The sequence below is a fragment of the Arthrobacter sp. AFG7.2 genome, from assembly GCF_002892835.1.
Lineage (GTDB): Bacteria > Actinomycetota > Actinomycetes > Actinomycetales > Micrococcaceae > Arthrobacter.
The window spans coordinates 494,700-516,515 of sequence record NZ_PJMB01000001.1; the positions used below are offsets into that span (position 1 = coordinate 494,700).

Sequence of the window (21,816 nt, forward strand, 5' to 3'; positions counted from 1 at the left end):
TCCGGTCCTAGCTCTCCGGCCCCCTGGCGGGAGCCAGCCGGTAGCCGACGCCGCGGACGGTCTGCAGCCAGCGCGGCGACAGCTGGTCCTCCTTGAGCTTGCGGCGCAGGTTGCCCACGTGGACTTCGACGGCGCGTTCGTCCGCTTCGCTGATGTACGTATCCTCGTCGTAGAACTCGCCGCGCACGGCGCGGACAAGATCAGACCGGGTGCACACCGCACCGCCGCCCCGGAGCAGAACGTGGAGCAGATCGAATTCGCTGCGCGTGAGCCCGAGCGGCTGGCCGTTGATCTCCACTGTCCGGGTGCGGTGGTTCAAGGTGAGGCCGTTGTGGTGCAGGACCGAGGCGTCATGGGCCTGCGGTGCGACAGCGGGCGTGGGAGGTGATCCCCATGCCGCCGCCGGCTTCTGGCCGTTGACCTCATGCCGCGGCCTGCGCATCATCGCTGCCACCCGGGCCCGGAGTTCCCTGGGCCGGAAGGGTTTGGCAATGTAGTCATCCGCTCCTGCATTGAGGGCAGACAGAAGATCCGGTTCCTCTGTCCTGCCTGTCAGCATCACTACATAGGCATTGCTGAAATGGCGGATCCGCCGCAAAACTTCAAACCCGTCGATGTCCGGCAGTCCGATGTCCAGCGTTACAACATGTGCCTGCTTGCTGCGCACCACTTCCACGCCGGCCCGTCCGTCTGCCGCTGTGTGGACTTCGAAGCCAGCCTGGCTCAGCACTCCCTCGAGAAGGTTGCGTACATCGGCATCGTCTTCAATTACTACAGCCACACCAAGTTCGTCCATTGATATCCCTGTGCCAGGCGGACATGGCCCCCCATCAGCCCAGCGCCAATGCCAAATCCGCTCCAACCATTTATACGCTACTCGTAAGCGGTCCTGATGACATCCCTTTCCGTATTCATTGCGGAAAGTCAATTATCATGACAAGACATGTGGATTACCAGTTGAAAGGATGTGCCGGAGGTGGCCTGCAGGAGTTCGAACGCACGCGCGGCCCGGCCATTCACCACATTCTCGTGGGGTGTAAGCGCCCATGGCTGAGCATTTCTTCCAGCGCGGACCGGCCCGCTTCTTCCGCAGCCTGGGCCCGCGCACCCAGGTGGCCCTGTGCCAGCTGCCGCTGACACTGATCGTGGCCGCGCTGGCCGCAGCCACTCCGTTTGCCTGGCCAACGCTGCTGCACAGTCCCCTCTACATTTCCGGAATCCTCCTTCACGGCGCCCTGTTCCTCGGCTGTTTCCTGGTGCCCTGGGAACGCCTGGCGCACCGCCCGTATCTCCTGATCCCGGTCCTGGACTTCCTCGCAATCGGGCTGCTCCGGAACGGTGCCGCTCCACTTCTGCCGGGCCTGGCCGTCCTGGCGGTCTTCCCGGTCATTTGGCTCTCCGCCTCCGGGATGCTCGCCCGCAGCAGCCTGGTCCTGAGCTTCTTCGGACCCATGCTGATCATGGTCCCGTCCCTGGCCGGCCGTTTCCCCAACCTGACCGCCACGGATATCACCACCACGCTCCTCTTTCCCCTCATGATGTTCACCGTTTCCCTCGCCATCCGCTTCGCAACCGTGCACGTCCGGCTCCAGCAGCAGGAACTGGCGGACAAGGACAGGGAGCTTCGGAAGCTCCTGTGCGAAAGCCGGGAACGGGAAAAGCTGCTCCAGACGGTCCTTGACGCCACCGACGTCGGAATCGCCGCCGTCGACCCGTCCGGGCGCCTGCTGGTGTCCAACAACCGCCAGCGTGACTTCCGCCGGAGCACCGGCGCGGAGGATGCGGTGCCCGGGCGGGGGCACCAGCTCATCTTTGGGCAGGACCGGCGGACCCTGCTGCCGCCGGAGAAGCGCCCCATCAGCCGGGCCATCGCCGGGGAGTCTTTTGCCGACTACCTGGTGTGGGCGGGCGAGGGCGCGGAACAGCGGGCAATGTCCACGGCTGCGCGCCCGCTGCTCGCCGAGGACGGCAGCTTCAACGGCGCGGTGGTGGTGTACAGCGACGTCACCGGCTGGGTTGAGGCGCTGGCCGCCAACCAGGAGCTGGTTTCAAATGTTTCACACGAGTTCAAGACGCCCCTGAATTCGATCATCGGCAACGTAGACCTCGTTCTGGACGACGTCGGCGCCTTGCCGCCGCAGGTAGTCCAGCGGCTGCTGGTGGTCCAGCGGAACGCGGAGCGGCTGGTGGCCCTCGTCTCGGATCTGACAGCCACGGCCTCGAGCGCACTGAACGTGCACCCAAAACGGACAGACCTGGCCAGCCTGGTGGAGACGAGCTTGGGATCAGCGCAGGCACAGGCTGAGCGGGCGCACATCCAGCTCAGCGCAGACGTTCCCTCGCCTCTGTGGGCATACGCTGATCCGCTCCGCATCGGCCAGGCGCTGGACAATTTGGTCAACAACGCCATCAAGTACTCGCCCGACGGCGGGGCAGTCAGGATCAGCGCCCGGTCCAGCAAGGATTGGGTGCAGGTCAGAGTCAGCGATACCGGAATGGGCATGTCCCGGGAGGATACCGCCAAGGCATTCACGCGCTTCTTCCGATCGGACGCCGCCGAGAAGGCGTCCATCTCGGGGGCCGGGCTAGGCCTCTCCATCACCAAGATGATCGTGGAGGGCCATGGCGGCACCATCACCTGCGAGAGCGGCCAGGGCAAGGGCAGCACCTTCACGCTGACCCTTCCGGCAGAAGGGCCGCCGCAAGCCTTCTAGTGGGCCCATGCCCGCAGGGTTCCCGGCTGTGGAGCCAAGCCGGCGAGGGCCCCGGCCAGAGCTTGCGAGGTTAGGGCGCGGGTGGGGAGTCCCGCAGCGCCCTCGTCAGCTCCGCGCGGGCCAGCAGCTCGTCGTCCGACGGGTAGGCCACTTCCTCCAGCACCAGCGGGTGTGGGGCGGCCAGCACGGACTTCGCATCGCGCTTCCTGGCCAGCAGGCGCTCGTGAAGCCAGCCGGGTTCCTCAACGCCCTCCCCCACGTACAGGGCGGAGCCGATCAGGGCACGCACCATGTTGTGGCAGAACGCGTCGGCCTGGACCGTGGTCACGATGACCCCGTCCTCGCCGCGGGCGAACTCGAAGCGCTGGAGTTCGCGGATGGTGGTGGCCCCCTCCCGTGGCTTGCAAAAGGACAGGAAGTTCTGCAGCCCCAGGAGCTTGGACGCACCTTCGTTCAACAGATCTACGTCCAGCGGGTTCTTGTGCCAGAGCGTGGAGTACCGGCCCAGCGGATCCCACAGGGCCGGCCCGTCCGCGATCCGGTAGCTGTAGCGCCGCCACAGTGCTGAGAAGCGGGCATCAAAGCCCTCAGGTGCCAGAGAGACCAGGTGCACCTCCACCGCCCCGGTCAGGTCACCGAGGATCCGGCTGAGCGCGCCCCGGAGACGGCGCAGCATGGCGACGGCGGGATCAAGTTCGTGGCCGCGCGGCAGTCCCTGCCACTCGGCTTCCGTCAGGTCCAGGTGGACCACCTGGCCGCGGGCGTGGACGCCGGCGTCCGTCCGACCCGCCACTGTCACGCGCACGGGCCGCCGGATAAGCAACTGCAGGGCTTCCTCCAGAACGCCCTGGACTGTGCGGCGTCCCGGCTGCAGGGCCCACCCGCTGAAGGGGCCGCCGTCGTACGAAAGATCAAGCCGGACACGCAAAAACCCGCCGCCCCCTGAAACGGGGGCCGCGGGTTTTTGGTCGTTCATAGACCCAAGTCTATGCGAAGCCAGTCAGCGAATTACTTCGCGTCCTTCTCCTCAGCAGCAGCTTCGGGGGCTTCCTCAGCGGCCGGAGCCTCTTCGGTTGCAGCCTCTTCAGCAGCGGGAGCCTCGGCAGCTTCGGTTTCGGCAACCTCAGCCTCGGGAGCTTCCTCGGCGGCCGGAGCAGCAGCAGCGGCTTCCTTCTTGTCAGCGTCGCGCTTCGCGGCGGAGGTAGCCTCGGCTACAACGGCCTGCTTAGCGGAAACCGGCTCAAGAACCAGCTCGATGACAGCCATGGGAGCGTTGTCGCCCTTGCGGTTGCCGATCTTGGTGATGCGGGTGTAACCGCCATCGCGGTTCTCCACAGCCTGCGCGATGTCGGTGAACAGCTCGTGGACGACGCCCTTGTTGCTGATCAGGCCGAGAACGCGGCGGCGGGAAGCGAGGTCGCCACGCTTGGCGAAGGTCACCAGGCGCTCTGCGTACGGCTTCAGGCGCTTAGCCTTGGTGACCGTGGTGGTGATCCGCTTGTGCTCGAACAGGGATGCTGCCAGGTTCGCGAGCATGAGGCGCTCGTGAGCCGGGCCGCCTCCGAGGCGCGGACCCTTAGTGGGGGTAGGCATAATTGTTTCTCCTCAAATGGAAGCCGTGGGCTGCACACCATGGTGCCTGCCCGCGGCCAAGGTCTGGTTTAGAGTTCGTCGTCGCCGAAGGCGGCGTCGTCCTCTTCGATTGCTGCGGCGCGTGCTGCGAGGTCAAAACCGGGAGGCGAGTCCTTGAGGGACAGGCCCAGTTCAACCAGCTTTGCCTTGACCTCGTCAATGGACTTCGCACCAAAGTTGCGGATGTCCATCAGGTCAGCCTCGGAGCGGGCAACGAGTTCACCCACGGTGTGGATGCCCTCACGCTTGAGGCAGTTGTAGGACCGGACGGTGAGGTCCAGATCCTCGATCGGCAGTGCCATGTCGGCTGCCAGGGCAGCGTCGGTGGGCGACGGGCCGATCTCGATACCTTCAGCTGCGGTGTTCAGCTCACGGGCCAGACCGAACAGCTCCACCAGGGTGGTGCCTGCGGAAGCGACGGCATCGCGGGGGGCGATGGCCTGCTTGGTCTCGACGTCGACAATCAGCTTGTCGAAGTCAGTGCGCTGCTCAACACGGGTTGCTTCCACGCGGAAAGTAACCTTCAGCACCGGCGAGTAGATGGAGTCAACCGGGATACGGCCGATCTCTGCATCGCCGGACTTGTTCTGAGCTGCCGAAACGTAGCCGCGGCCGCGCTCGATGGTCAGTTCGAGCTCGAACTTGCCCTTCGAGTTCAGCGTGGCGATGTGCAGATCCGGGTTGTGGAATTCGACGCCGGCCGGCGGAGCGATGTCCGCGGCGGTGACGACTCCGGGGCCCTGCTTGCGCAGGTAGGCAACAACCGGCTCATCGTGCTCGGAGGACACCGAGAGGCTCTTGATGTTCAGGATGATCTCAGTGACATCTTCCTTGACACCCGGAACCGTGGTGAACTCGTGCAGCACGCCATCGATCCGGATGCTGGTTACGGCAGCACCGGGGATGGAGGAGAGCAGGGTACGGCGGAGGGAGTTTCCGAGGGTGTAGCCGAAGCCCGGTTCCAGCGGTTCAATGATGAAACGCGAACGGTTTTCGGAGACTACCTCTTCGGAGAGGGTGGGGCGCTGTGCAATGAGCACTTAGGTTTCCTTTCGGCGAGCATCCGCTATATGACGCAACACAGGTGGTGGAAATTCGGTCTGAAGACTTAACGCGCTGGGCTTGCCCGGACCATCGATGGTCCGGGCAAGCTCATGCGGCGTGGAAAGCCTTAGACGCGGCGGCGCTTCGGCGGGCGGCAGCCGTTGTGTGCAGCGGGGGTGACGTCCTGGATGGAGCCAACCTCGAGGCCTGCGGCCTGCAGCGAACGGATCGCGGTCTCGCGGCCTGAACCCGGTCCCTTGACGAAAACGTCAACCTTGCGCATGCCGTGTTCCTGGGCGCGCTTGGCGGCAGCTTCGGCAGCCATCTGGGCTGCGAACGGGGTGGATTTACGCGAGCCCTTGAAGCCAACCTCACCTGAGGAAGCCCAGGAGATAACAGCGCCGTTCGGATCCGTGATGGAAACGATGGTGTTGTTAAACGTGCTCTTGATGTGCGCCTGGCCCAGCGCGATATTCTTTTTGTCCTTCTTACGCGGCTTGCGAACCGCGCCACGAGTCTTCGGGGGCATTATTTCTCCTACAGAAAGTTATTGGGGAAAAGTCCGTTAATCCCGGCGGGGATTTTAACGGGCCTTCTTCTTGCCGGCGACGGTGCGCTTCGGGCCCTTGCGGGTACGGGCGTTGGTCTTCGTACGCTGTCCGCGTACGGGCAGGCCCTTGCGGTGGCGCAGGCCTTCGTAGCTGCCGATTTCAACCTTGCGGCGGATATCTGCTGCTACTTCGCGGCGAAGGTCACCCTCAACCTTGTAGTTGCCTTCAATGTAGTCACGCAGCTCAACCAGCTGTGCATCAGTCAGGTCCTTGACGCGAACGTCGGCGCTGATGCCAGTGGCAGCCAGGGTTTCGTGTGCACGGGTCTTGCCCACGCCGTAGATGTAAGTAAGCGCAATTTCCAGCCGCTTTTCGCGGGGAATGTCTACGCCAGCGAGACGAGCCATAGTGGCAGTACTCCTTGAATAAACCGGAGGTCGTAGGCAGTACACCCGCACGTTCTGTGCGGCCCCAGCCTCCGACCGGGGGTTAGCTGTCCGGACTCTTTCGAGCTCAATGTTCCAGATCAGCTTGTGCTGCCTTTATTTACTTGCGTGGGTTAGCAACCCAGGATTTCCCGGTAAGGGGAAATTAGCCCTGGCGCTGCTTGTGGCGCGGGTTCTCGCAGATCACCATGACCCGGCCATTACGGCGGATCACTTTGCACTTTTCGCAGATCTGCTTGACGCTCGGCTTGACCTTCATGGCATTCCTTTGCGTGTAACAGTTGGTCAACTGGAGCAGCGGTCAGCTCGCGCTGAAGCCGCCCAGCAATTTACTTGTAGCGGTAGACGATACGACCACGGGTGAGGTCGTACGGGCTCAGCTCCACCACTACGCGGTCCTCTGGGAGGATTCGGATGTAGTGCTGACGCATCTTTCCAGAGATGTGTGCCAAAACGATGTGCTTGTTGGTGAGCTCAACGCGAAACATCGCGTTAGGCAGCGCCTCGGTCACAACGCCTTCGATCTCAATGACCCCGTCCTTCTTGGCCATACCCTCCGCTAACTGTTGTTGCCGCAGCCCTGCCGGATTGCACCGGGCATGGCCACGAACGTTTTGGTTGGATCGATTGCCGGGTCCAGACCCAAAAGGGCGTGGCAGTCCAGACAACCAACAAACAACACTACTCTGTATCGCTGCGAAAGTTAAATCGGCAATAGTAACCTACTGCATGCCGTACACACCATAATCACCGGCCGGAGTGCTCACGGCTTCGGCGCTGGCCACACCGTCGAGGATTGCCAAACGTACGACGTCGGCTGCCGCGCTTTGGAGGGTGATGAGGCTGACCTGCCGGGCAGCTTCGTCCGAGCGGCCCAGTGCCACGGCCTGGGTAGACAAGCAGAAAACAGTATCCCCGTCGGCGAGAGTGTGCGAAGGGTTCAGGGCTCTCGCAATGCCAGCATGTGATGCAGCTGCAGTCCGCTTGCACTCGGCTACATCCAATACGGCATTCGTTGCAACGACGACAAGGGTGGTGTTCATCGGCGGGGCGTCCGGCAGAGGAGCCAGCATCGAAGGGGCCGGAGTAGTTTCGAAGGGGATTCCAAGGGCATTGACAACGGCCAGCGCGCCGACCACGACGCCATTGTCGAGGGTGACGGATGCTGTCCCTGTGCCCCCTTTGTAGGTACGGCCGAGGAGTGCTCCGGTGCCGGCACCCACGTTGCCGCGCCCGACGTCGTGTCCGTCCTCTTGGGCAGCAGCGGCGACGGTTGCCGCGTAACCCATGTCCGGCGTCGGACGTGCGGAGAAGTCCCCTCCCCTGCCGAGGTCGAAGATGGCGGCCGCCGGAACGATGGGGACTACTCCCCCAGGCACTGCGAACCCGCGGCCGTTTTCCTCGCACCAGCGCTGGACACCGGAGGCGGACGCCAGGCCAAAGGCGCTCCCACCGGTCAGGACCACCGCATCCACGGTGCTGACGAGCGTGGTGGGGGCCAGGGCATCCGTCTCATGGGTGGCGGGACCGCCGCCCTGCACGTCAACCGACCCCACCGTGCCGGGCGGCGGCAGGACCACCGTGACGCCGCTCAGCCAGCCGTCGTCGGACTTTTCCCGGTGCCCCACCCTGATTCCCGGAACATCGCTGATCGCTCCCATGGCGTCCATTCTCCCCTTTCGACCATCAAACGGAGGAATACGGGCGGGTCCCTGCCTTTCAACCAAACTTTGTGCAAGACTGCATCCAACACAGCGTTAACGGGCAACGAAGCCTCGTCTAACAGTCCTCTGACGAGGGCAAATGCGGCTTTCTGCCTACTGACCTTGTGGTGAAGTTATGGCTAGAATCCCCCGACCACGGCCCGCCACGAGCAGGCACGAATCCCGTGAGAGACCGCATGACCCGTCAACTCGCACCCCTTCCGTCCACCAAGCCCGCAAAGCCCGGACCTGCCGCCGGCCTCCGACGCCGGCGCTGGACACAAAGAACCCGGCGTGACTTCTTCGTCTTCCTGGCCCTTGCCCTGCCGAACCTGGTGCTGATCGCTGTCTTCACCTACCGGCCCCTCATCAGCAACATCTACTACTCAACGCTGGACTGGACTCTGGGGTCACCGTCGGCCACGGTGGTGGGCATCAACAACTACATCACGTTTTTCAGCAGCGACGACGCCTCCAAGGTGCTGGGCACCACAGCCGTTTTCACGGTGGTGACTGTGGGCGGGTCCATGATCCTGGGACTGCTCATCGCCCTGGCACTGAACGCGAAAGTCAGGGGAACCACGTTCGCCCGCTCGGCAGTGTTTGCTCCCTACGTCCTGTCCGGCGTGGGCGTGGGCCTGGTGTGGCTGTTCATTTTCGATCCGGGCTACGGCGTCCTCGCCTGGTTGCTCCGGGGCATCGGCCAGCAGAGCCCGCAATGGATCAATGACCCCCAGCTTTCCCTGGTCATGGTGATCCTCGTTTACGTCTGGAAGAACCTGGGCTACTGCGCAGTGGTGTACCTGGCGGGTTTGCAGTCCCTGCCGCAGGACGTCATGGAGGCGGCATCCCTGGACGGAGCCAACGGGTTCCGGCGCTTTATCAGCATGTCGCTGCCGCTCCTGTCCCCCACCACGTTCTTCCTCCTGATCACCAGCCTGCTGAGTTCGCTGCAGGCCTTTGACCTGATCAGGATCATGACACCCCTGGGAACCGGCACCAGCACCCTGATCTACGAGGCCTACCTCCAGGCATTCGGTGCGTTTAACCGCGCCGGCTACTCGGCGGCCATCTCGGTCATCCTGTTCGCGATCCTGCTGGTCATCACTGTGGTCCAACTGCGGTTCGTGGAACGGAAGGTGCATTACTCGTGAGCTCGCTGTCACCCGTCAACCCTGACCCCACGGCGCCGGCGACGCAGGAAGCCGAACCACTCATTCCCCGGGACCGGCCGTTTTCGAGGCGGAACCTGGTGCAGGCCATCCTGGGTGGCTACGTCCCGCTGCTCCTGGCAACCCTGGTGGTTTTCCTGCCGCTGCTGTGGATGGTGCTCAGCTCGTTCAAGCAACCCGGCGAGATCATCACGATGGACCTGAAAGTCCTGCCGGAAACGCTCAACCCGGAGAACTACCGGATCGCCATGACCACAGTGCCGTTCGGCCAGTTCTTCCTCAACAGCACCATCGTCACTGTGGCGGGCGCCAGCGTGAAGGTCATTCTGGCCATCCTGACGGCTTACGCACTGGTGTTCGTCCGCTTCCCGTTCAAGAACGCGATTTTCATGCTGATCCTGGTGGCCCTGATGGTGCCACCGCAGGTGTCCATCCTCCCCAACTACATCCTGATCTCAGGAATGGGCGGGAAGAACACTCTCTGGGGCATCATCCTGCCGGGCCTGGGGACCGCATTCGGAACTTTCCTCCTGCGCCAGCATTTCCTCACCCTGCCCAACTCAATCCTTGAATCAGCGGAGATCGATGGGGCCGGCCACTGGCGGCGCCTGTGGCGGATCGTTGTTCCCATCTCCGTTCCCTCCATCGCCACCGTGGGACTCGTGACCATCGTCAGCGAGTGGAACGAATACATCTGGCCGTTGATCATCACGGACCGACCCGAAACCATGACCCTTCCGGTGGGCCTGACGCTGCTTCAGAACTCGGAGAGCAACGCCTCGGGGTGGGGCATCCTCATGGCCGGCGCCGTCCTCGTTATTGTCCCCATCCTCGTGATCTTCGCAGCCCTGCAGCGTTACATCGTGGCAGGGCTCACCCAGGGCAGCGTGACGGGATAAGCCCGTGCCGCCGTCGTACAGCACTGAAGAAACACCAACTCCTCACTGTGGCAACCAACGAAAGGACCTGCAATGACACAGCACCTCGATCGGAGGCACTTCCTGGGCCTCGCCGGGATGACCGCCTCAGCCGCTGCGCTGGCAGCATGCGGCGGCCCGTCGACGAGCGGCACCCCTGCGGCTACGGAAGCTGCGGAAATCGACTTCAACGGCGTAAAGCCGGCTGCGAAGATCGACTTCTGGTCCAACCACCCCGGCAAGTCGCAGGACGTGGAGAAGGCGATCATTGAAAAGTTCCATGCCAAGTTCCCGGACATCAAGGTCAACCTGGTCACTGCCGGCGCGAACTACGAGGAAATCGCGCAGAAGTTCCAGACGTCGCAGGCCGCAAAGACGGGGCTTCCCGGACTGGTAGTCCTGTCCGATGTCTGGTGGTTCCGCTACTTCACCAACGGGAGCATCATCCCGGTGGACGCACTGGTCAAGCAGCTGGACATCAAGCTGGACGACTTCCGGAAGTCCCTCGTGGACGACTACAAGTACAGCGACAAGCAATGGGCGCTTCCGTACGGGCGGTCGACTCCCTTGTTCTATTACAACAAGGACCACTTCCAGGCTGCAGGCCTGCCGGACCGGGCACCCAAAACCTGGCAGGAGTTCGGTGAGTGGGCTCCCAAGCTGAAGGCGAGCTCCGGCGCCCAGTACGCCTACATCTACCCGGCTTTGGCCGGCTACGCCGGCTGGACCCTGCAAAACAACCTGTGGGGTTGGGGCGGTTCCTGGTCCAAGGAGTGGGAGATCACCTGCGACTCGCCCGAATCCATTGAAGCGCTGCAGTGGGCCCAGGACTCCATCTACAAGAACGGTTGGGCCGGGGTCTCCTCGAAGGAAGCGGCCGACGATTTCTCCGCCGGGCTGACATCCTCCACGATCTCTTCCACCGGGTCCCTCCTGGGCGTGCTCAAGTCGGCCCCGTTCAACGTGGGCGTGGGCTTCCTGCCAGGTGGCCCGAAGGCGGAAACCAACGTCTGCCCCACCGGCGGTGCGGGACTGGGCATTCCGAGTGGTATCAGCAAGGAGGAACAGCTCGCTGCGGGCACTTTCCTGAAGTTCATGACCGAGCCGGAAAACAGCGCAGCCTTCTCGGCGGCAACCGGCTACATGCCCACACGCGAGTCGGCGGACATGACGGCGGTCCTGGCCCAGACACCGCAGATCCAGACAGCGATGGACCAGCTGGCGGTCACGCGCGTCCAGGACAATGCGCGGGTGTTCCTGCCGGGCGCTGACCAGGAACTGGCCAAGGCAGCCGCTGCCATCCTGACGCAGCAGGCTGACGTGAAGTCCACCATGACCAATCTCAAGAAGACGCTGGAAGGCATCTACGAGAAGGACGTCAAGCCGAAGCTGGGCTAAACGCCACCGTTTTAAATAGAGAGCGCCAGATCGCGTCACGGATTCCCGTGATGCGGCCTGGCGCTCACGTCTGTGACGTCAGGGAATGGGGACGGGGGTGACGCCGAGGGGCACCAGGTGCTCCGCACCGCCGTCGGGCGCTGACAGCACCCAGATACCCTTGTCATGAACTGCCACGGAATGCTCCCACTGGCAGGAGCGCTTGCCGTCCGTCGTGACGACGGTCCAGTCGTCCTCGAGCACTGCGGTTTCGATGCTGCCGCGGACCAGCATGGGCTCGATAGCCAGGCAGAGTCCCGGCCTGATCTTGGGTCCGCGGTGGGTGGTGCGGTAGTTCAGCACGTCCGGTGCCATGTGCATTTCCGAGCCGATGCCGTGGCCCACGTAGTCCTCCAGGATGCCCAGCGGCTTGCCGGGAACGGACGAGACGTAATCGTCGATGGCAGCACCGATGTCGCCGACGTGCTTGCCCGTAGCCAGGGCCGCTATACCGCGCCACATGGCGGCCTGTGTCACGTCGGAAAGCCGCTGGTCCTCGGGATCGGCAGTGCCGACGATGACGGTCCTGGCCGAGTCCGAGTGCCAGCCGTCAACGATCGCGCCGCCATCGATTGAAATGATGTCGCCGTCCTGGAGGACCCGGCTGCCGGGGATTCCGTGGACTACCTCTTCGTTGACCGAGGTGCAGATGGTGGCTGGAAAGCCGTGGTAGCCGAGGAAGTTGGACTTTGCGCCCGCTTCGTTAAGGATGGCGGCGAAGACGTCGTCGAGCTGCTTGGTGGTGGCACCGGGAACAGCGGCGGCGACGGCAGCGTCCAGGGCACGGGTCAGGACCAGGCCTGCTTCGTGCATGGTACGCATCTGTTCGTTGGTCTTGTATTCGATGCGGGGCTGGCCAAAGGCCATGGTGTTCCTTCTTTCAAATGGCTGAGGCTCCTCCCGGATGACGGGAGGAGCCTCGGAAAACTGGCGCCTGGATCAGGCTGCCTGTGCCGCCTTGATGGCCTGCATGACACGGTCGGTGACTTCATCGATGGGGCCGATGCCGTCCACCTGGGTGAGGATGCCGCGCTCTGCGTACTTCGCCACCACTGCTTCAGTCTGCTCGTGGTAGAGGTCAAGGCGGTGGCGGATGACGGCCTCGTTGTCGTCGCTCCGGCCCGTTTCCTTGGCCCGGCCCAGCAGCCGGTGAACCAGTTCCTCATCGTCGGCAGTCAGCTGCAGGACGACGTCGAGCTTTTCCTCATCCTTGGCAAGGATCTCGTCCAGGTAGTCAACCTGGGCGGTGGTGCGGGGGTAGCCGTCCAGCAGGAAGCCGTTTTCGACGTCCGCTTCGCTGAGCCGGTCACGCACCATCTTGTTAGTCACGCTGTCCGGAACAAAGTCACCGTTATCCATGTACTTCTTGGCCTCGATGCCAAGCGGCGTTTCGCCCTTTACGTTCGCACGGAAGATGTCGCCGGTGGAGATGGCCACGACGCCAAGGCGCTCTGAAATGCGCTCAGCCTGCGTTCCTTTTCCTGAACCGGGAGGTCCAATAATCAACATTCTCGTCATCGCAAAAGCCCTTCGTAGTGACGTTGTTGTAGCTGCGCATCAATCTGCTTGACGGTCTCCAGGCCCACGCCCACCATGATCAGGATCGAGGTGCCGCCGAACGGGAAGTTCTGGTTTGCGTTGATCAGCACCAGTGCCACCAACGGGATCAGTGCCACGAAGCCCAGGTACAGAGCACCCGGCAGGGTGATCCTGGAGAGCACGTACTGCAGATAGTCAGCGGTCGGCTTGCCCGCGCGGATACCCGGGATGAAGCCGCCGTACTTCTTCATGTTGTCCGAGACCTCTTCAGGGTTGAAGGTGATCGCGACATAGAAGTAGGTAAAGAACACGATCATGGCAAAGTACAGCACCATGTAGATCGGTTGGTCGCCGCGGACCAGGTTGTTGTTGATCCATTCGACCCACGGCTGGAGCTGCTCGCCCTGCTTGGGCTGGTTGAACTGTGAAATCAGGCCCGGCAGGTAGAGCATGGAGGAAGCGAAGATCACCGGGATAACACCGGCCATGTTCACCTTGATGGGAATGTAGGTGCTGGTGCCGCCCACGGTGCGGCGTCCGATCATCCGCTTGGCGTACTGCACCGGAACCCGGCGCTGCGACTGCTCAACGAAGACCACCAGCGCCACCGTCAGCAAGCCGACGGCAATGACAATGAAGAAGGTGCCCGGGCCCTGCGAGGTCCAGATGGCGCCCAGGGAAGTGGGGAACGTCGCGGCGATGGACGTGAAGATGAGCAGGGACATGCCGTTGCCGACGCCCTTCTCCGTCACGAGCTCACCCATCCACATGATCAGGCCGGTGCCGGCCGTCAGGGTGATGATGAGCAGGATGGTGGTGATAACGCTGGTGTCCGGGATGATCGCCAGGTTGCAGCCGGGGAGCAGCTGACCGGACCGCGCGAGGGATACCAGGGTGGTGGCGTTCAGCAGGCCCAGGGCGATAGTGAGGTAGCGGGTGTACTGGGTCAGCTTGGACTGGCCTGAGGCACCCTCTTCGTAGAGCTGCTGGAACCGGGGAATGACCACCCGGAGCAGCTGGACGATGATGCTGGCCGTGATGTACGGCATGATGCCCAGCGCGAAGATGGACACCTGGAGCAACGCGCCGCCGCTGAACAGGTTAACGAGCTGGTACAGCCCCTCTGCCGTCTGACCGTTCTGCAAGCATTGCTGGACATTCTGGTAGTTCACACCAGGCGAGGGAATGAAAGCACCCAAGCGGAAAATGGTGATGATTCCCAGCGTGAACAACAACTTGCGTCGCAGATCAGGCGTGCGAAAGGCCCGGCCAAATGCGCTAAGCAAGCGTCCTCCTGTGGTGTGAATAAGAGTGTGTGATGAGGATCTATAAATCCCAACAACCGAGTCTAACGGGTGTACGCGCCCTGCGAACAATCCGCGGTGCCGCCGCTGCGCCGGATGGCGTCGAAAAAACGGCGGACGGATGAAAAAACTCCCGGCCCCGGGGCAGTAGCCCCAGGACCGGGAGTTCAACAACGGGCTTGGCGCCCACCGGCTCTAGAGAGCGGTGGTGCTTCCGCCTGCTGCAGCAATCTTTTCTGCGGCGCTGGCCGAGAATGCGTGGGCGGTGACGTCAACCTTGACGGTGATGTCGCCGGTGCCCAGCACCTTGACGGGCTGGTTCTTGCGAACGGCACCCTTTTCAACCAGGTTCTCCACGGTGACTGCGCCACCTTCGGGGAACAGCTCGTTGAGCTTGTCCAGGTTTACAACCTGGAACTCGACCCGGAACGGGTTCTTGAAGCCGCGGAGCTTCGGCAGGCGCATGTGCAGCGGCAACTGGCCGCCGGCAAAGCCAGCCTTGACCTGGTAGCGGGCTGCAGTACCCTTCGTACCACGGCCAGCGGTCTTACCCTTGGAACCTTCACCACGACCAACGCGGGTCTTGGCGGTCTTGGCACCCGGGGCGGGACGCAGGTGGTGAACCTTCAGGGCGTTCTGCTTCTCAGCAGCCTGTGCCTTATCAGCAGTGTTCTCTGCCATTTACTTCGCCTCCTCTACCTTTACCAGGTGCGGAACCGTGTTGAGCATTCCCACGGTCACGGCGTCAGCGGTGCGGACAACGGTCTGTCCGATACGCTTCAGGCCGAGGGACCGCAGGGTGTCACGCTGGTTCTGCTTGCCGCCAATGGCGGACTTGATCTGAGTGATCTCCAACTGGGCGTCGGAGGGAATCAGGTTCTTAGCCATAACTAGGCACCTGCCTTCGGAGCCAGAAGAGCCTTCACCAGCGCAGCCGGAGCGATCTCGTCGAGGGGCAGGCCGCGGCGTGCTGCCACTGCTGCCGGCTCTTCGAGGCGCTTCAGGGCATCAACGGTCGCGTGGACGATGTTGATGGCGTTGGAGGAACCGAGCGACTTGGAGAGGATGTCGTGGATACCCACGCACTCCAGTACTGCACGGACCGGGCCACCGGCGATAACACCGGTACCGGCGGATGCCGGACGCAGCATTACGACGCCGGCAGCAGCCTCACCCTGGACGCGGTGCGGGATGGTGCTGCCAACGCGGGGAACGCGGAAGAAGGACTTCTTAGCCTCTTCAACGCCCTTCGCGATTGCGGCAGGAACTTCCTTAGCCTTGCCGTAGCCAACGCCGACCATGCCATTGCCGTCACCGACGACAACCAGGGCGGTGAAGCTGAAGCGACGGCCACCCTTGACCACCTTGGAAACGCGGTTGATGGTGACGACGCGCTCTACGAACTGGCTCTTCTCGGCTTCGCGGCCGCCGTCGCGGCCACCACGGCCACCACGATCGCCGCGGCCCTGGCCACGGTCGCCACGCTCGCCGCGACGAGCGCCGCCACGGCGGTCGTCGGCAGCTGCGGGGGCAGTGGTCTCAGTGGCAGCTACGGCTTCAGTAGCCTTCTGATCTGCAGACACAGTGTCCTTTTCCTTGTTTGCTTCCGTCACAGTGACAGCCCACCTTCACGTGCACCGTCAGCGACGGCGGCGATCCGGCCGTGGTACTTGTTACCACCGCGGTCGAAGACAACAGCTTCGATACCGGCAGCCTTGGCACGCTCGGCAACCAGTTCGCCAACGCGCTTGGCCTTGGCAGTCTTGTCGCCGTCGAATGCACGAAGGTCGGCTTCCAGAGTGGAGGCGCTCGCTACGGTCAGGCCCTTGGTGTCATCGACAACCTGGACGAATACGTGGCGTGCGGAACGGTTGACGACCAGACGAGGACGTACAGCCGTACCGGAGATGCGCTTACGGATACGAAGCTGGCGGCGGCTGCGCGAAGCAGACTTGCTCTTGTTCGTACGCTTCTTGTTAATTGAGATGGCCATGGTTACTTACCAGCCTTTCCGACCTTGCGGCGGATGACTTCGCCGGCGTAACGGATGCCCTTGCCCTTGTAGGGGTCCGGCTTCCGCAGCTTGCGAATGTTGGCAGCAACCTCGCCGACCTGCTGCTTGTTGATACCTGAAACAGAGAGCTTGGTCGGGGTCTCAACTGCAAAGGTGATGCCGTCCGGTGCGGTGACGTTGACCGGGTGGCTGTAACCAAGAGCGAACTCAAGGTCTGATCCCTTGGCCTGAACGCGGTAACCAGTACCAACGATTTCAAGCTTCTTCTCGTAGCCCTTGGTGACGCCCTCGATCATGTTGGAGATCAGGGTGCGGGTCAGGCCGTGGAGTGAACGGGAGGCGCGCTCGTCGTTCGGGCGGGCGACAGTCAGGGTGTCTGCATCCAGGGTGACCTCGATCGGGCTGGCCACAGTGTGGTTCAGCTCGCCTTTGGTGCCCTTGACGCTGACGACAGAGCCGTCAACCTTGACCTCAACGCCGGCAGGAACGGTGATGGGGAGACGTCCAATACGTGACATTATTCTCTTCCTTTCCCGTTACCAGACGTACGCGAGGACTTCGCCGCCCACGCCCTTCTTGCCGGCCTGCTTGTCAGTCAGGAGGCCGGAAGAGGTGGACAGGATTGCGACACCCAGGCCACCGAGCACGTGCGGCAGGTTGGTGGACTTTGCGTAAACACGCAGGCCCGGCTTGGAAATACGGCGAACGCCAGCGATTGAACGCTCGCGGTTCGGTCCGAACTTGAGCTCGATGGTCAGCTTCTTGCCAACCTCAGCGTCCTCTTCCTTCCAGCCGGCAATGAAGCCTTCTGCCTTCAGGATGTCGGCAACGCGTGCCTTGAGCTTGCTGTACGGCATGGTCACGGTGTCGTGGTATGCCGAGTTTGCATTGCGCAGACGCGTAAGCATGTCTGCGACAGGATCTGTCATTGTCATGGTGGGCTCTTGCCCTTCCTCGTAACGGTTTCCGCGGTGCTGCCTGCCTGAACGGATTCAGGAGCCGTACCGCCGGACCTTTTACGTAGTTAGATTAGTCTTCGGCCTTGAACGGGAAGCCAAGCGCCTTCAGCAGCGCGCGGCCTTCGTCATCGGTCTTGGCAGTGGTAACAACCGTGATGTCCATACCGCGGACGCGGTCGATCTTGTCCTGGTCGATTTCGTGGAACATAACCTGCTCGGTCAGACCGAAGGTGTAGTTGCCGTTGCCATCGAACTGCTTGCCGGAGAGACCGCGGAAGTCCCTGATTCGGGGCAGTGCCAGGGTGACAAGACGATCCAGGAATTCCCACATGCGGTCGCCACGCAGGGTAGCGTGTGCACCGATGGGCATGCCTTCGCGCAGCTTGAACTGTGCGATCGACTTGCGGGCCTTGGTTACCTGCGGCTTCTGGCCGGTGATCTGGGTCAGATCGCGGACAGCGCCGTCGATCAGCTTGGAGTCCTTGGCGGCATCTCCAACACCCATGTTCACAACGACCTTCACGAGGCGGGGAACCTGGTTGACGTTCTGGTACTTGAATTCCTCAATGAGCGTGCTCTTGATGGATTCGGCGTACTTGGTCTTCAGACGAGGAACGATCTTCGTTGCCGGAGTCTCGAGAGTCTCAGTCATTAGATGTCCTTCCCTGAGCTCTTGGCCACGCGGATGCGGACTTCGCGCTGCTTGCCGTTGCGCTCAACGGTCTCAGTGCGGAAGCCAACGCGGGTGGGCTTCTTGGTGGACGGGTCAACCAGAGCCACGTTGGAGATGTGGATCGGGGCTTCAACAACCTCGATGCCACCGGTCTTGGTGCCGCGCTGCGACTGACCGACCTTGGTGTGCTTGGTTACGCGGTTGACGCCTTCAACCAGAACGCGGTTGGTGTCGGTGAACACGCGCAGGACCTTGCCCTGCTTGCCGCGGTCGCCGCCACGCTCAGCCTTGGCGCCAGTGATGACCTGAACCAGGTCACCCTTCTTGATTTTAGAAGCCATGGACTAGAGCACCTCCGGAGCCAGAGAAACGATCTTCATGAACTTCTTGTCACGGAGTTCACGACCAACCGGTCCGAAGATACGGGTACCGCGGGGGTCACCGTCGCCCTTCAGGATGACGGCTGCGTTCTCGTCAAACTTGATATAGGAACCATCCGCACGGCGGCGTTCCTTCTTGGTACGGACGATGACTGCCTTGACAACATCGCCCTTCTTTACGTTGCCGCCCGGGATTGCATCCTTGACGGTGGCGACAATGACGTCACCGATGCCTGCGTAGCGACGGCCAGATCCACCGAGAACGCGAATGGTAAGGATTTCCTTAGCACCCGTGTTGTCGGCGACCTTGAGTCGCGACTCCTGCTGAATCACTATTTACTCCTTGCGTCGCGCCGGTTCTCAGACCGAAAATCTTCCTACGGAATGAGCCTTGCGGAACGGTTGATCGGGGTGTCTCTTGACCTGCCTGGATTTTGCCAGACCAGGCCTAAACTCCCGTGCCAGAAGCAGTTGCTCCCATCCGGTCCAGGACTGGTCCTGGGCGCAAGGGGGCACTATGCCGTGGCACGCTTGTTTACGAGGTTTGATGACGGCGCACGAAAGGCGCCATACAAACTCAAAATCTTAGCACAGTTCCGGCCAGTCCCCATATCACAGAGCAGCAGTCCCTGCCCACTCCCCTGCCAGGCGGACGACGGCGTCACGCGCGGCAGCCTGACGGCCCACCCTTGGTGCCGCTCCCCCGCAAAGTGCCACCCCGCCGTCGGACGCTCTCTCACTCGATGCGCTTTTTCCACCGACGCTCTCTCCCTTGATGCGCCGTTTCGCCCTGTGTGTCAGGCTCTTGTGTGACAGGTTTCCTGTCGGCAGGAGTCCGGCGTCCGGAAATTTCCCGCGTTAAGTGAGAGAGCATCCGGAAATTTCCTGCGCTAAGTGAGAGAGCGTCCGTCGATGGTGTGCGTTAGGTGAGAGAGGGTCCGCCGATTGGGTGCGCTAAGTGATGGAGCGTTTCGGTGGCGTGACTGTTAAACAGCGGAAACCCCCGCTCCCGAAAGGAGCAGGGGTTTCCGGATACCGAAGCAGCAGGTGCTACTTGGCCTTCTCGAGGATTTCCACGAGCCGCCAGTTCTTGGTGGCGGACAGCGGACGGGTCTCGGCGATGACAACCAGGTCGCCGATGCCGGCGGTGTTGTTCTCATCGTGTGCCTTGACCTTGGAGGTACGGCGGATGACCTTGCCGTACAGGGCGTGCTTCACGCGGTCCTCAACCTGGACAACGATGGTCTTTTCCATCTTGTCAGAGACCACGTAGCCGCGACGCGTCTTGCGGTAACCGCGCTGCTCAGCCGTGGCTGCGGTAGCAGTTTCCGTCACGTTCTCGTCCTTTTCACTCACTTGGCATCCTCCTCGGTCTCAACCGTTTCAGCCTTGGGGGCCTTCTTGGTTGCTGCCTTCTTGGACTTCTTTTCTTCCTTGGCTTCCACAACCGGTGCGGCAACCTCGGCACGAATGCCCAGCTCGCGCTCACGGAGAACGGTGTAGATGCGGGCGATGTCCTTCTTTACCGCGCGCAGACGACCGTGGTTCTCCAGCTGTCCGGTGGCGGACTGGAAACGCAGGTTGAACAGCTCTTCCTTGGCCTTGCGGAGTTCTTCAACGAGACGCTCGTTGTCGAAACCGTCCAGCTGTGCGGGAGCCAGATCCTTGGATCCTACTGCCATTTCTATTCACCACCTTCGCGACGCAGAATGCGTGCCTTCAACGGGAGCTTGTGGATTGCCAGGCGCAGGGCCTCGCGGGCTACCGATTCCTCGACACCGGAGATCTCGAAGAGAACCCGGCCCGGCTTGACGTTTGCGACCCACCATTCCGGCGAACCCTTACCGGAACCCATGCGGGTTTCGGCAGGCTTCTTGGTCAGGGGACGGTCCGGGTAGATGTTGATCCAGACCTTGCCGCCACGCTTGATGTGGCGGGTCATCGCGATACGGGCAGACTCGATCTGACGGTTGGTAACGTATGCCGGGCTCAGGGCCTGGATGCCGTACTCACCGAAGGAGACCTTGGTACCGCCCGTAGCAGCGCCGGAACGACCCGGGTGGTGCTGCTTACGGTGCTTGACTCGACGTGGGATAAGCATTTAAGCCTGTCCTCCTTCTGCAGCAGCAGGTGCTGCCTCAGCTGCCGGTGCTTCAGCAGCAGGAGCTGCATCAGCGGCCGGGCGGTCGTTGCGACGGCGGCGGTCACCACGGTCAGCGCCACCCGGGCGGCCCGGACGGTCGCTGGGACCGCGGCCACGGGACGGGGCGGAAGCGGCCTGCTGGGCCAGTTCCTTGGCGGTGACGTCACCCTTGTAGATCCAGACCTTCACGCCGATGCGGCCGAAGGTGGTCTTGGCTTCGTAGAAGCCGTAGTCGATGTTCGCGCGGAGGGTGTGCAGGGGCACACGGCCTTCGCGGTAGAACTCCGAGCGGGACATTTCAGCGCCACCCAGTCGACCCGAGCAGGCGATACGGATGCCCTTGGCACCTGCACGCTGCGCGGACTGCATGGCCTTCTTCATCGCGCGGCGGAAGGCCACACGTGAAGTCAGCTGCTCAGCAACGCCCTGGGCTACAAGCTGTGCTTCCATCTCGGGGTTCTTGACCTCGAGGATGTTCAGCTGGACCTGCTTGCCGGTGAGCTTTTCGAGCTCGCCGCGGATGCGGTCTGCTTCTGCTCCACGGCGGCCGATGACGATGCCGGGACGGGCCGTGTGGATGTCCACGCGGACGCGGTCACGGGTGCGCTCGATCTCAACCTTGGCGATACCGGCGCGCTCCATGCCCGTGGACATGAGCTGGCGGATGCGGATGTCTTCGCGAACGAAGTCCTTGTACCGCTGGCCGGCCTTGGTGCTGTCAGCGAACCAGTGCGATACGTGATCGGTGGTGATGCCGAGTCGGAACCCGTGCGGGTTTACTTTCTGTCCCACTTAGCGAGCCTCCTCTTTCTCCGGGGTAGCGACTACCACGGTGATGTGGCTGGTGCGCTTCTTGATCTGAAATGCGCGACCCTGGGCACGCGGCTGGAACCGCTTCATGGTCGGGCCTTCATCAACAAACGCTTCGCTGATGATGAGGTCGCCTTCGTCAAACGCCACGCCGTCGCGGTCCGCGAGGACCCGGGCGTTGGAGATTGCCGACTGTACTACCTTGAATACCGGCTCCGAAGCTGCCTGGGGGGCAAACTTCAGAATTGCCAGAGCCTCATTCGCTTGCAATCCACGAACAAGGTTGACGACGCGCCGGGCCTTCATAGGCGTTACGCGGATGTGGCGCGCAATTGCCTTGGCTTCCATTGCTTTCCTTCTCTCGTCTTTGACGTAAGT

At 62.5% G+C, this 21,816-nt stretch carries 30 protein-coding genes; 4 read left to right on the plus strand and 26 right to left on the minus strand.

Going from position 1 to position 21,816, the window contains the following annotated elements:
- Positions 1 to 7: 7 nt before the first annotated feature.
- Positions 8 to 796, minus strand: a complete 789-nt coding sequence (locus CXX84_RS02280; RefSeq protein WP_102975093.1) for a response regulator transcription factor — start codon at positions 794 to 796, stop codon at positions 8 to 10.
- A 250-nt stretch (positions 797 to 1,046) separates the two neighbouring features.
- Here CXX84_RS02280 and CXX84_RS02285 point away from each other — a divergent pair, with 250 nt between their 5' ends.
- Positions 1,047 to 2,714: a sensor histidine kinase gene (locus CXX84_RS02285; RefSeq protein ID WP_102975094.1), complete on the plus strand. Its 1,668-nt coding sequence runs from the start codon at positions 1,047 to 1,049 to the stop codon at positions 2,712 to 2,714.
- A 70-nt stretch (positions 2,715 to 2,784) separates the two neighbouring features.
- Here the strand turns inward: CXX84_RS02285 and CXX84_RS02290 are convergent, their stop codons facing one another.
- The 8 genes from CXX84_RS02290 to CXX84_RS02325 form a co-directional block, all read right to left on the minus strand.
- Entirely contained in the window at positions 2,785 to 3,690 is a 906-nt protein-coding gene (locus CXX84_RS02290) for a tRNA pseudouridine synthase A (RefSeq protein ID WP_102975095.1), read from the minus strand.
- 32 nt (positions 3,691 to 3,722) lie between these two features.
- Entirely contained in the window at positions 3,723 to 4,307 is a 585-nt protein-coding gene (gene rplQ / locus CXX84_RS02295; protein WP_102975096.1) for a 50S ribosomal protein L17, read from the minus strand.
- Between the two features lie 68 nt (positions 4,308 to 4,375).
- Positions 4,376 to 5,386 (minus strand): DNA-directed RNA polymerase subunit alpha, encoded by a 1,011-nt coding sequence (locus tag CXX84_RS02300; RefSeq protein ID WP_013601812.1) that lies wholly within the window; start codon positions 5,384 to 5,386, stop codon positions 4,376 to 4,378.
- 131 nt (positions 5,387 to 5,517) lie between these two features.
- A complete protein-coding gene (gene rpsK, locus CXX84_RS02305; protein ID WP_018769149.1) occupies positions 5,518 to 5,919 on the minus strand; it encodes a 30S ribosomal protein S11 in 402 nt (133 codons plus the stop codon).
- Between the two features lie 54 nt (positions 5,920 to 5,973).
- Positions 5,974 to 6,348, minus strand: coding sequence for a 30S ribosomal protein S13 (rpsM, locus tag CXX84_RS02310; RefSeq protein WP_003803743.1), 375 nt, complete (start codon positions 6,346 to 6,348; stop codon positions 5,974 to 5,976).
- A 184-nt stretch (positions 6,349 to 6,532) separates the two neighbouring features.
- Positions 6,533 to 6,646: a 50S ribosomal protein L36 gene (rpmJ, locus tag CXX84_RS02315; RefSeq protein WP_009358722.1), complete on the minus strand. Its 114-nt coding sequence runs from the start codon at positions 6,644 to 6,646 to the stop codon at positions 6,533 to 6,535.
- Between the two features lie 70 nt (positions 6,647 to 6,716).
- Positions 6,717 to 6,938 (minus strand): translation initiation factor IF-1, encoded by a 222-nt coding sequence (infA, locus tag CXX84_RS02320; protein WP_009358723.1) that lies wholly within the window; start codon positions 6,936 to 6,938, stop codon positions 6,717 to 6,719.
- 171 nt (positions 6,939 to 7,109) lie between these two features.
- Entirely contained in the window at positions 7,110 to 8,048 is a 939-nt protein-coding gene (locus CXX84_RS02325) for a P1 family peptidase (RefSeq protein ID WP_102975350.1), read from the minus strand.
- A 239-nt stretch (positions 8,049 to 8,287) separates the two neighbouring features.
- Here CXX84_RS02325 and CXX84_RS02330 point away from each other — a divergent pair, with 239 nt between their 5' ends.
- The 3 genes from CXX84_RS02330 to CXX84_RS02340 all read left to right on the plus strand — a co-directional run bounded on the left by CXX84_RS02330 (position 8,288) and on the right by CXX84_RS02340 (position 11,577).
- The gene (locus CXX84_RS02330) at positions 8,288 to 9,244 is read left to right on the plus strand and encodes a carbohydrate ABC transporter permease (protein WP_189337458.1); all 957 of its coding nucleotides are present in this window, start codon (positions 8,288 to 8,290) and stop codon (positions 9,242 to 9,244) included.
- Positions 9,241 to 10,161, plus strand: coding sequence for a carbohydrate ABC transporter permease (locus tag CXX84_RS02335; RefSeq protein ID WP_102975097.1), 921 nt, complete (start codon positions 9,241 to 9,243; stop codon positions 10,159 to 10,161). Before CXX84_RS02330 ends, CXX84_RS02335 begins: the two co-directional genes overlap by 4 nt.
- 72 nt (positions 10,162 to 10,233) lie before the next feature.
- Positions 10,234 to 11,577, plus strand: coding sequence for an ABC transporter substrate-binding protein (locus CXX84_RS02340; protein WP_102975098.1), 1,344 nt, complete (start codon positions 10,234 to 10,236; stop codon positions 11,575 to 11,577).
- A 78-nt stretch (positions 11,578 to 11,655) separates the two neighbouring features.
- On the opposite strand, the gene map is transcribed toward CXX84_RS02340, so the two are convergent.
- The 17 genes from map to rplV all read right to left on the minus strand — a co-directional run bounded on the left by map (position 11,656) and on the right by rplV (position 21,786).
- Positions 11,656 to 12,483 (minus strand): type I methionyl aminopeptidase, encoded by an 828-nt coding sequence (gene map / locus CXX84_RS02345; protein ID WP_102975099.1) that lies wholly within the window; start codon positions 12,481 to 12,483, stop codon positions 11,656 to 11,658.
- Positions 12,484 to 12,555: 72 nt separating this feature from the next.
- Positions 12,556 to 13,125, minus strand: a complete 570-nt coding sequence (locus tag CXX84_RS02350; RefSeq protein ID WP_189337487.1) for an adenylate kinase — start codon at positions 13,123 to 13,125, stop codon at positions 12,556 to 12,558.
- Positions 13,126 to 13,130: 5 nt separating this feature from the next.
- A complete protein-coding gene (gene secY, locus CXX84_RS02355) occupies positions 13,131 to 14,441 on the minus strand; it encodes a preprotein translocase subunit SecY (RefSeq protein WP_102975101.1) in 1,311 nt (436 codons plus the stop codon).
- A 213-nt stretch (positions 14,442 to 14,654) separates the two neighbouring features.
- A complete protein-coding gene (rplO, locus tag CXX84_RS02360; protein WP_102975102.1) occupies positions 14,655 to 15,140 on the minus strand; it encodes a 50S ribosomal protein L15 in 486 nt (161 codons plus the stop codon).
- The gene (gene rpmD / locus CXX84_RS02365) at positions 15,141 to 15,347 is read right to left on the minus strand and encodes a 50S ribosomal protein L30 (protein WP_078027228.1); all 207 of its coding nucleotides are present in this window, start codon (positions 15,345 to 15,347) and stop codon (positions 15,141 to 15,143) included.
- Between the two features lie 2 nt (positions 15,348 to 15,349).
- On the minus strand, positions 15,350 to 16,072 hold the full coding sequence (gene rpsE / locus CXX84_RS02370) for a 30S ribosomal protein S5 (RefSeq protein WP_102975103.1): 723 nt from the start codon (positions 16,070 to 16,072) through the stop codon (positions 15,350 to 15,352).
- Positions 16,069 to 16,452, minus strand: coding sequence for a 50S ribosomal protein L18 (gene rplR / locus CXX84_RS02375; protein WP_079596676.1), 384 nt, complete (start codon positions 16,450 to 16,452; stop codon positions 16,069 to 16,071). Before rplR ends, rpsE begins: the two co-directional genes overlap by 4 nt.
- A gap of 2 nt (positions 16,453 to 16,454) precedes the next feature.
- Complete coding sequence (gene rplF / locus CXX84_RS02380; protein WP_102975104.1) at positions 16,455 to 16,991, minus strand: 50S ribosomal protein L6; 537 nt, start codon at positions 16,989 to 16,991, stop codon at positions 16,455 to 16,457.
- A gap of 18 nt (positions 16,992 to 17,009) precedes the next feature.
- The gene (gene rpsH, locus CXX84_RS02385; RefSeq protein WP_041652213.1) at positions 17,010 to 17,408 is read right to left on the minus strand and encodes a 30S ribosomal protein S8; all 399 of its coding nucleotides are present in this window, start codon (positions 17,406 to 17,408) and stop codon (positions 17,010 to 17,012) included.
- Between the two features lie 94 nt (positions 17,409 to 17,502).
- Complete coding sequence (gene rplE, locus CXX84_RS02390) at positions 17,503 to 18,084, minus strand: 50S ribosomal protein L5 (protein ID WP_102975105.1); 582 nt, start codon at positions 18,082 to 18,084, stop codon at positions 17,503 to 17,505.
- Positions 18,084 to 18,446, minus strand: a complete 363-nt coding sequence (gene rplX, locus CXX84_RS02395) for a 50S ribosomal protein L24 (protein WP_102975106.1) — start codon at positions 18,444 to 18,446, stop codon at positions 18,084 to 18,086. Before rplX ends, rplE begins: the two co-directional genes overlap by 1 nt.
- Positions 18,447 to 18,449: 3 nt before the next feature.
- Positions 18,450 to 18,818 (minus strand): 50S ribosomal protein L14, encoded by a 369-nt coding sequence (gene rplN, locus CXX84_RS02400; protein ID WP_009358299.1) that lies wholly within the window; start codon positions 18,816 to 18,818, stop codon positions 18,450 to 18,452.
- 717 nt (positions 18,819 to 19,535) lie between these two features.
- Positions 19,536 to 19,841 carry a 30S ribosomal protein S17 gene (gene rpsQ / locus CXX84_RS02405; protein ID WP_013601827.1) on the minus strand — a complete coding sequence of 102 codons (306 nt, stop codon included), beginning with the start codon at positions 19,839 to 19,841 and terminating at the stop codon, positions 19,536 to 19,538.
- Positions 19,838 to 20,167 carry a 50S ribosomal protein L29 gene (gene rpmC, locus CXX84_RS19450; RefSeq protein ID WP_102975107.1) on the minus strand — a complete coding sequence of 110 codons (330 nt, stop codon included), beginning with the start codon at positions 20,165 to 20,167 and terminating at the stop codon, positions 19,838 to 19,840. Before rpmC ends, rpsQ begins: the two co-directional genes overlap by 4 nt.
- Positions 20,168 to 20,169: 2 nt before the next feature.
- The gene (gene rplP / locus CXX84_RS02415; RefSeq protein WP_013601829.1) at positions 20,170 to 20,586 is read right to left on the minus strand and encodes a 50S ribosomal protein L16; all 417 of its coding nucleotides are present in this window, start codon (positions 20,584 to 20,586) and stop codon (positions 20,170 to 20,172) included.
- The gene (gene rpsC, locus CXX84_RS02420) at positions 20,587 to 21,420 is read right to left on the minus strand and encodes a 30S ribosomal protein S3 (protein WP_102975108.1); all 834 of its coding nucleotides are present in this window, start codon (positions 21,418 to 21,420) and stop codon (positions 20,587 to 20,589) included. It abuts the gene before it with no gap.
- Positions 21,421 to 21,786: a 50S ribosomal protein L22 gene (gene rplV / locus CXX84_RS02425; protein ID WP_009358304.1), complete on the minus strand. Its 366-nt coding sequence runs from the start codon at positions 21,784 to 21,786 to the stop codon at positions 21,421 to 21,423. It lies immediately after the preceding gene.
- Between the last annotated feature and the right edge of the window lie 30 nt (positions 21,787 to 21,816).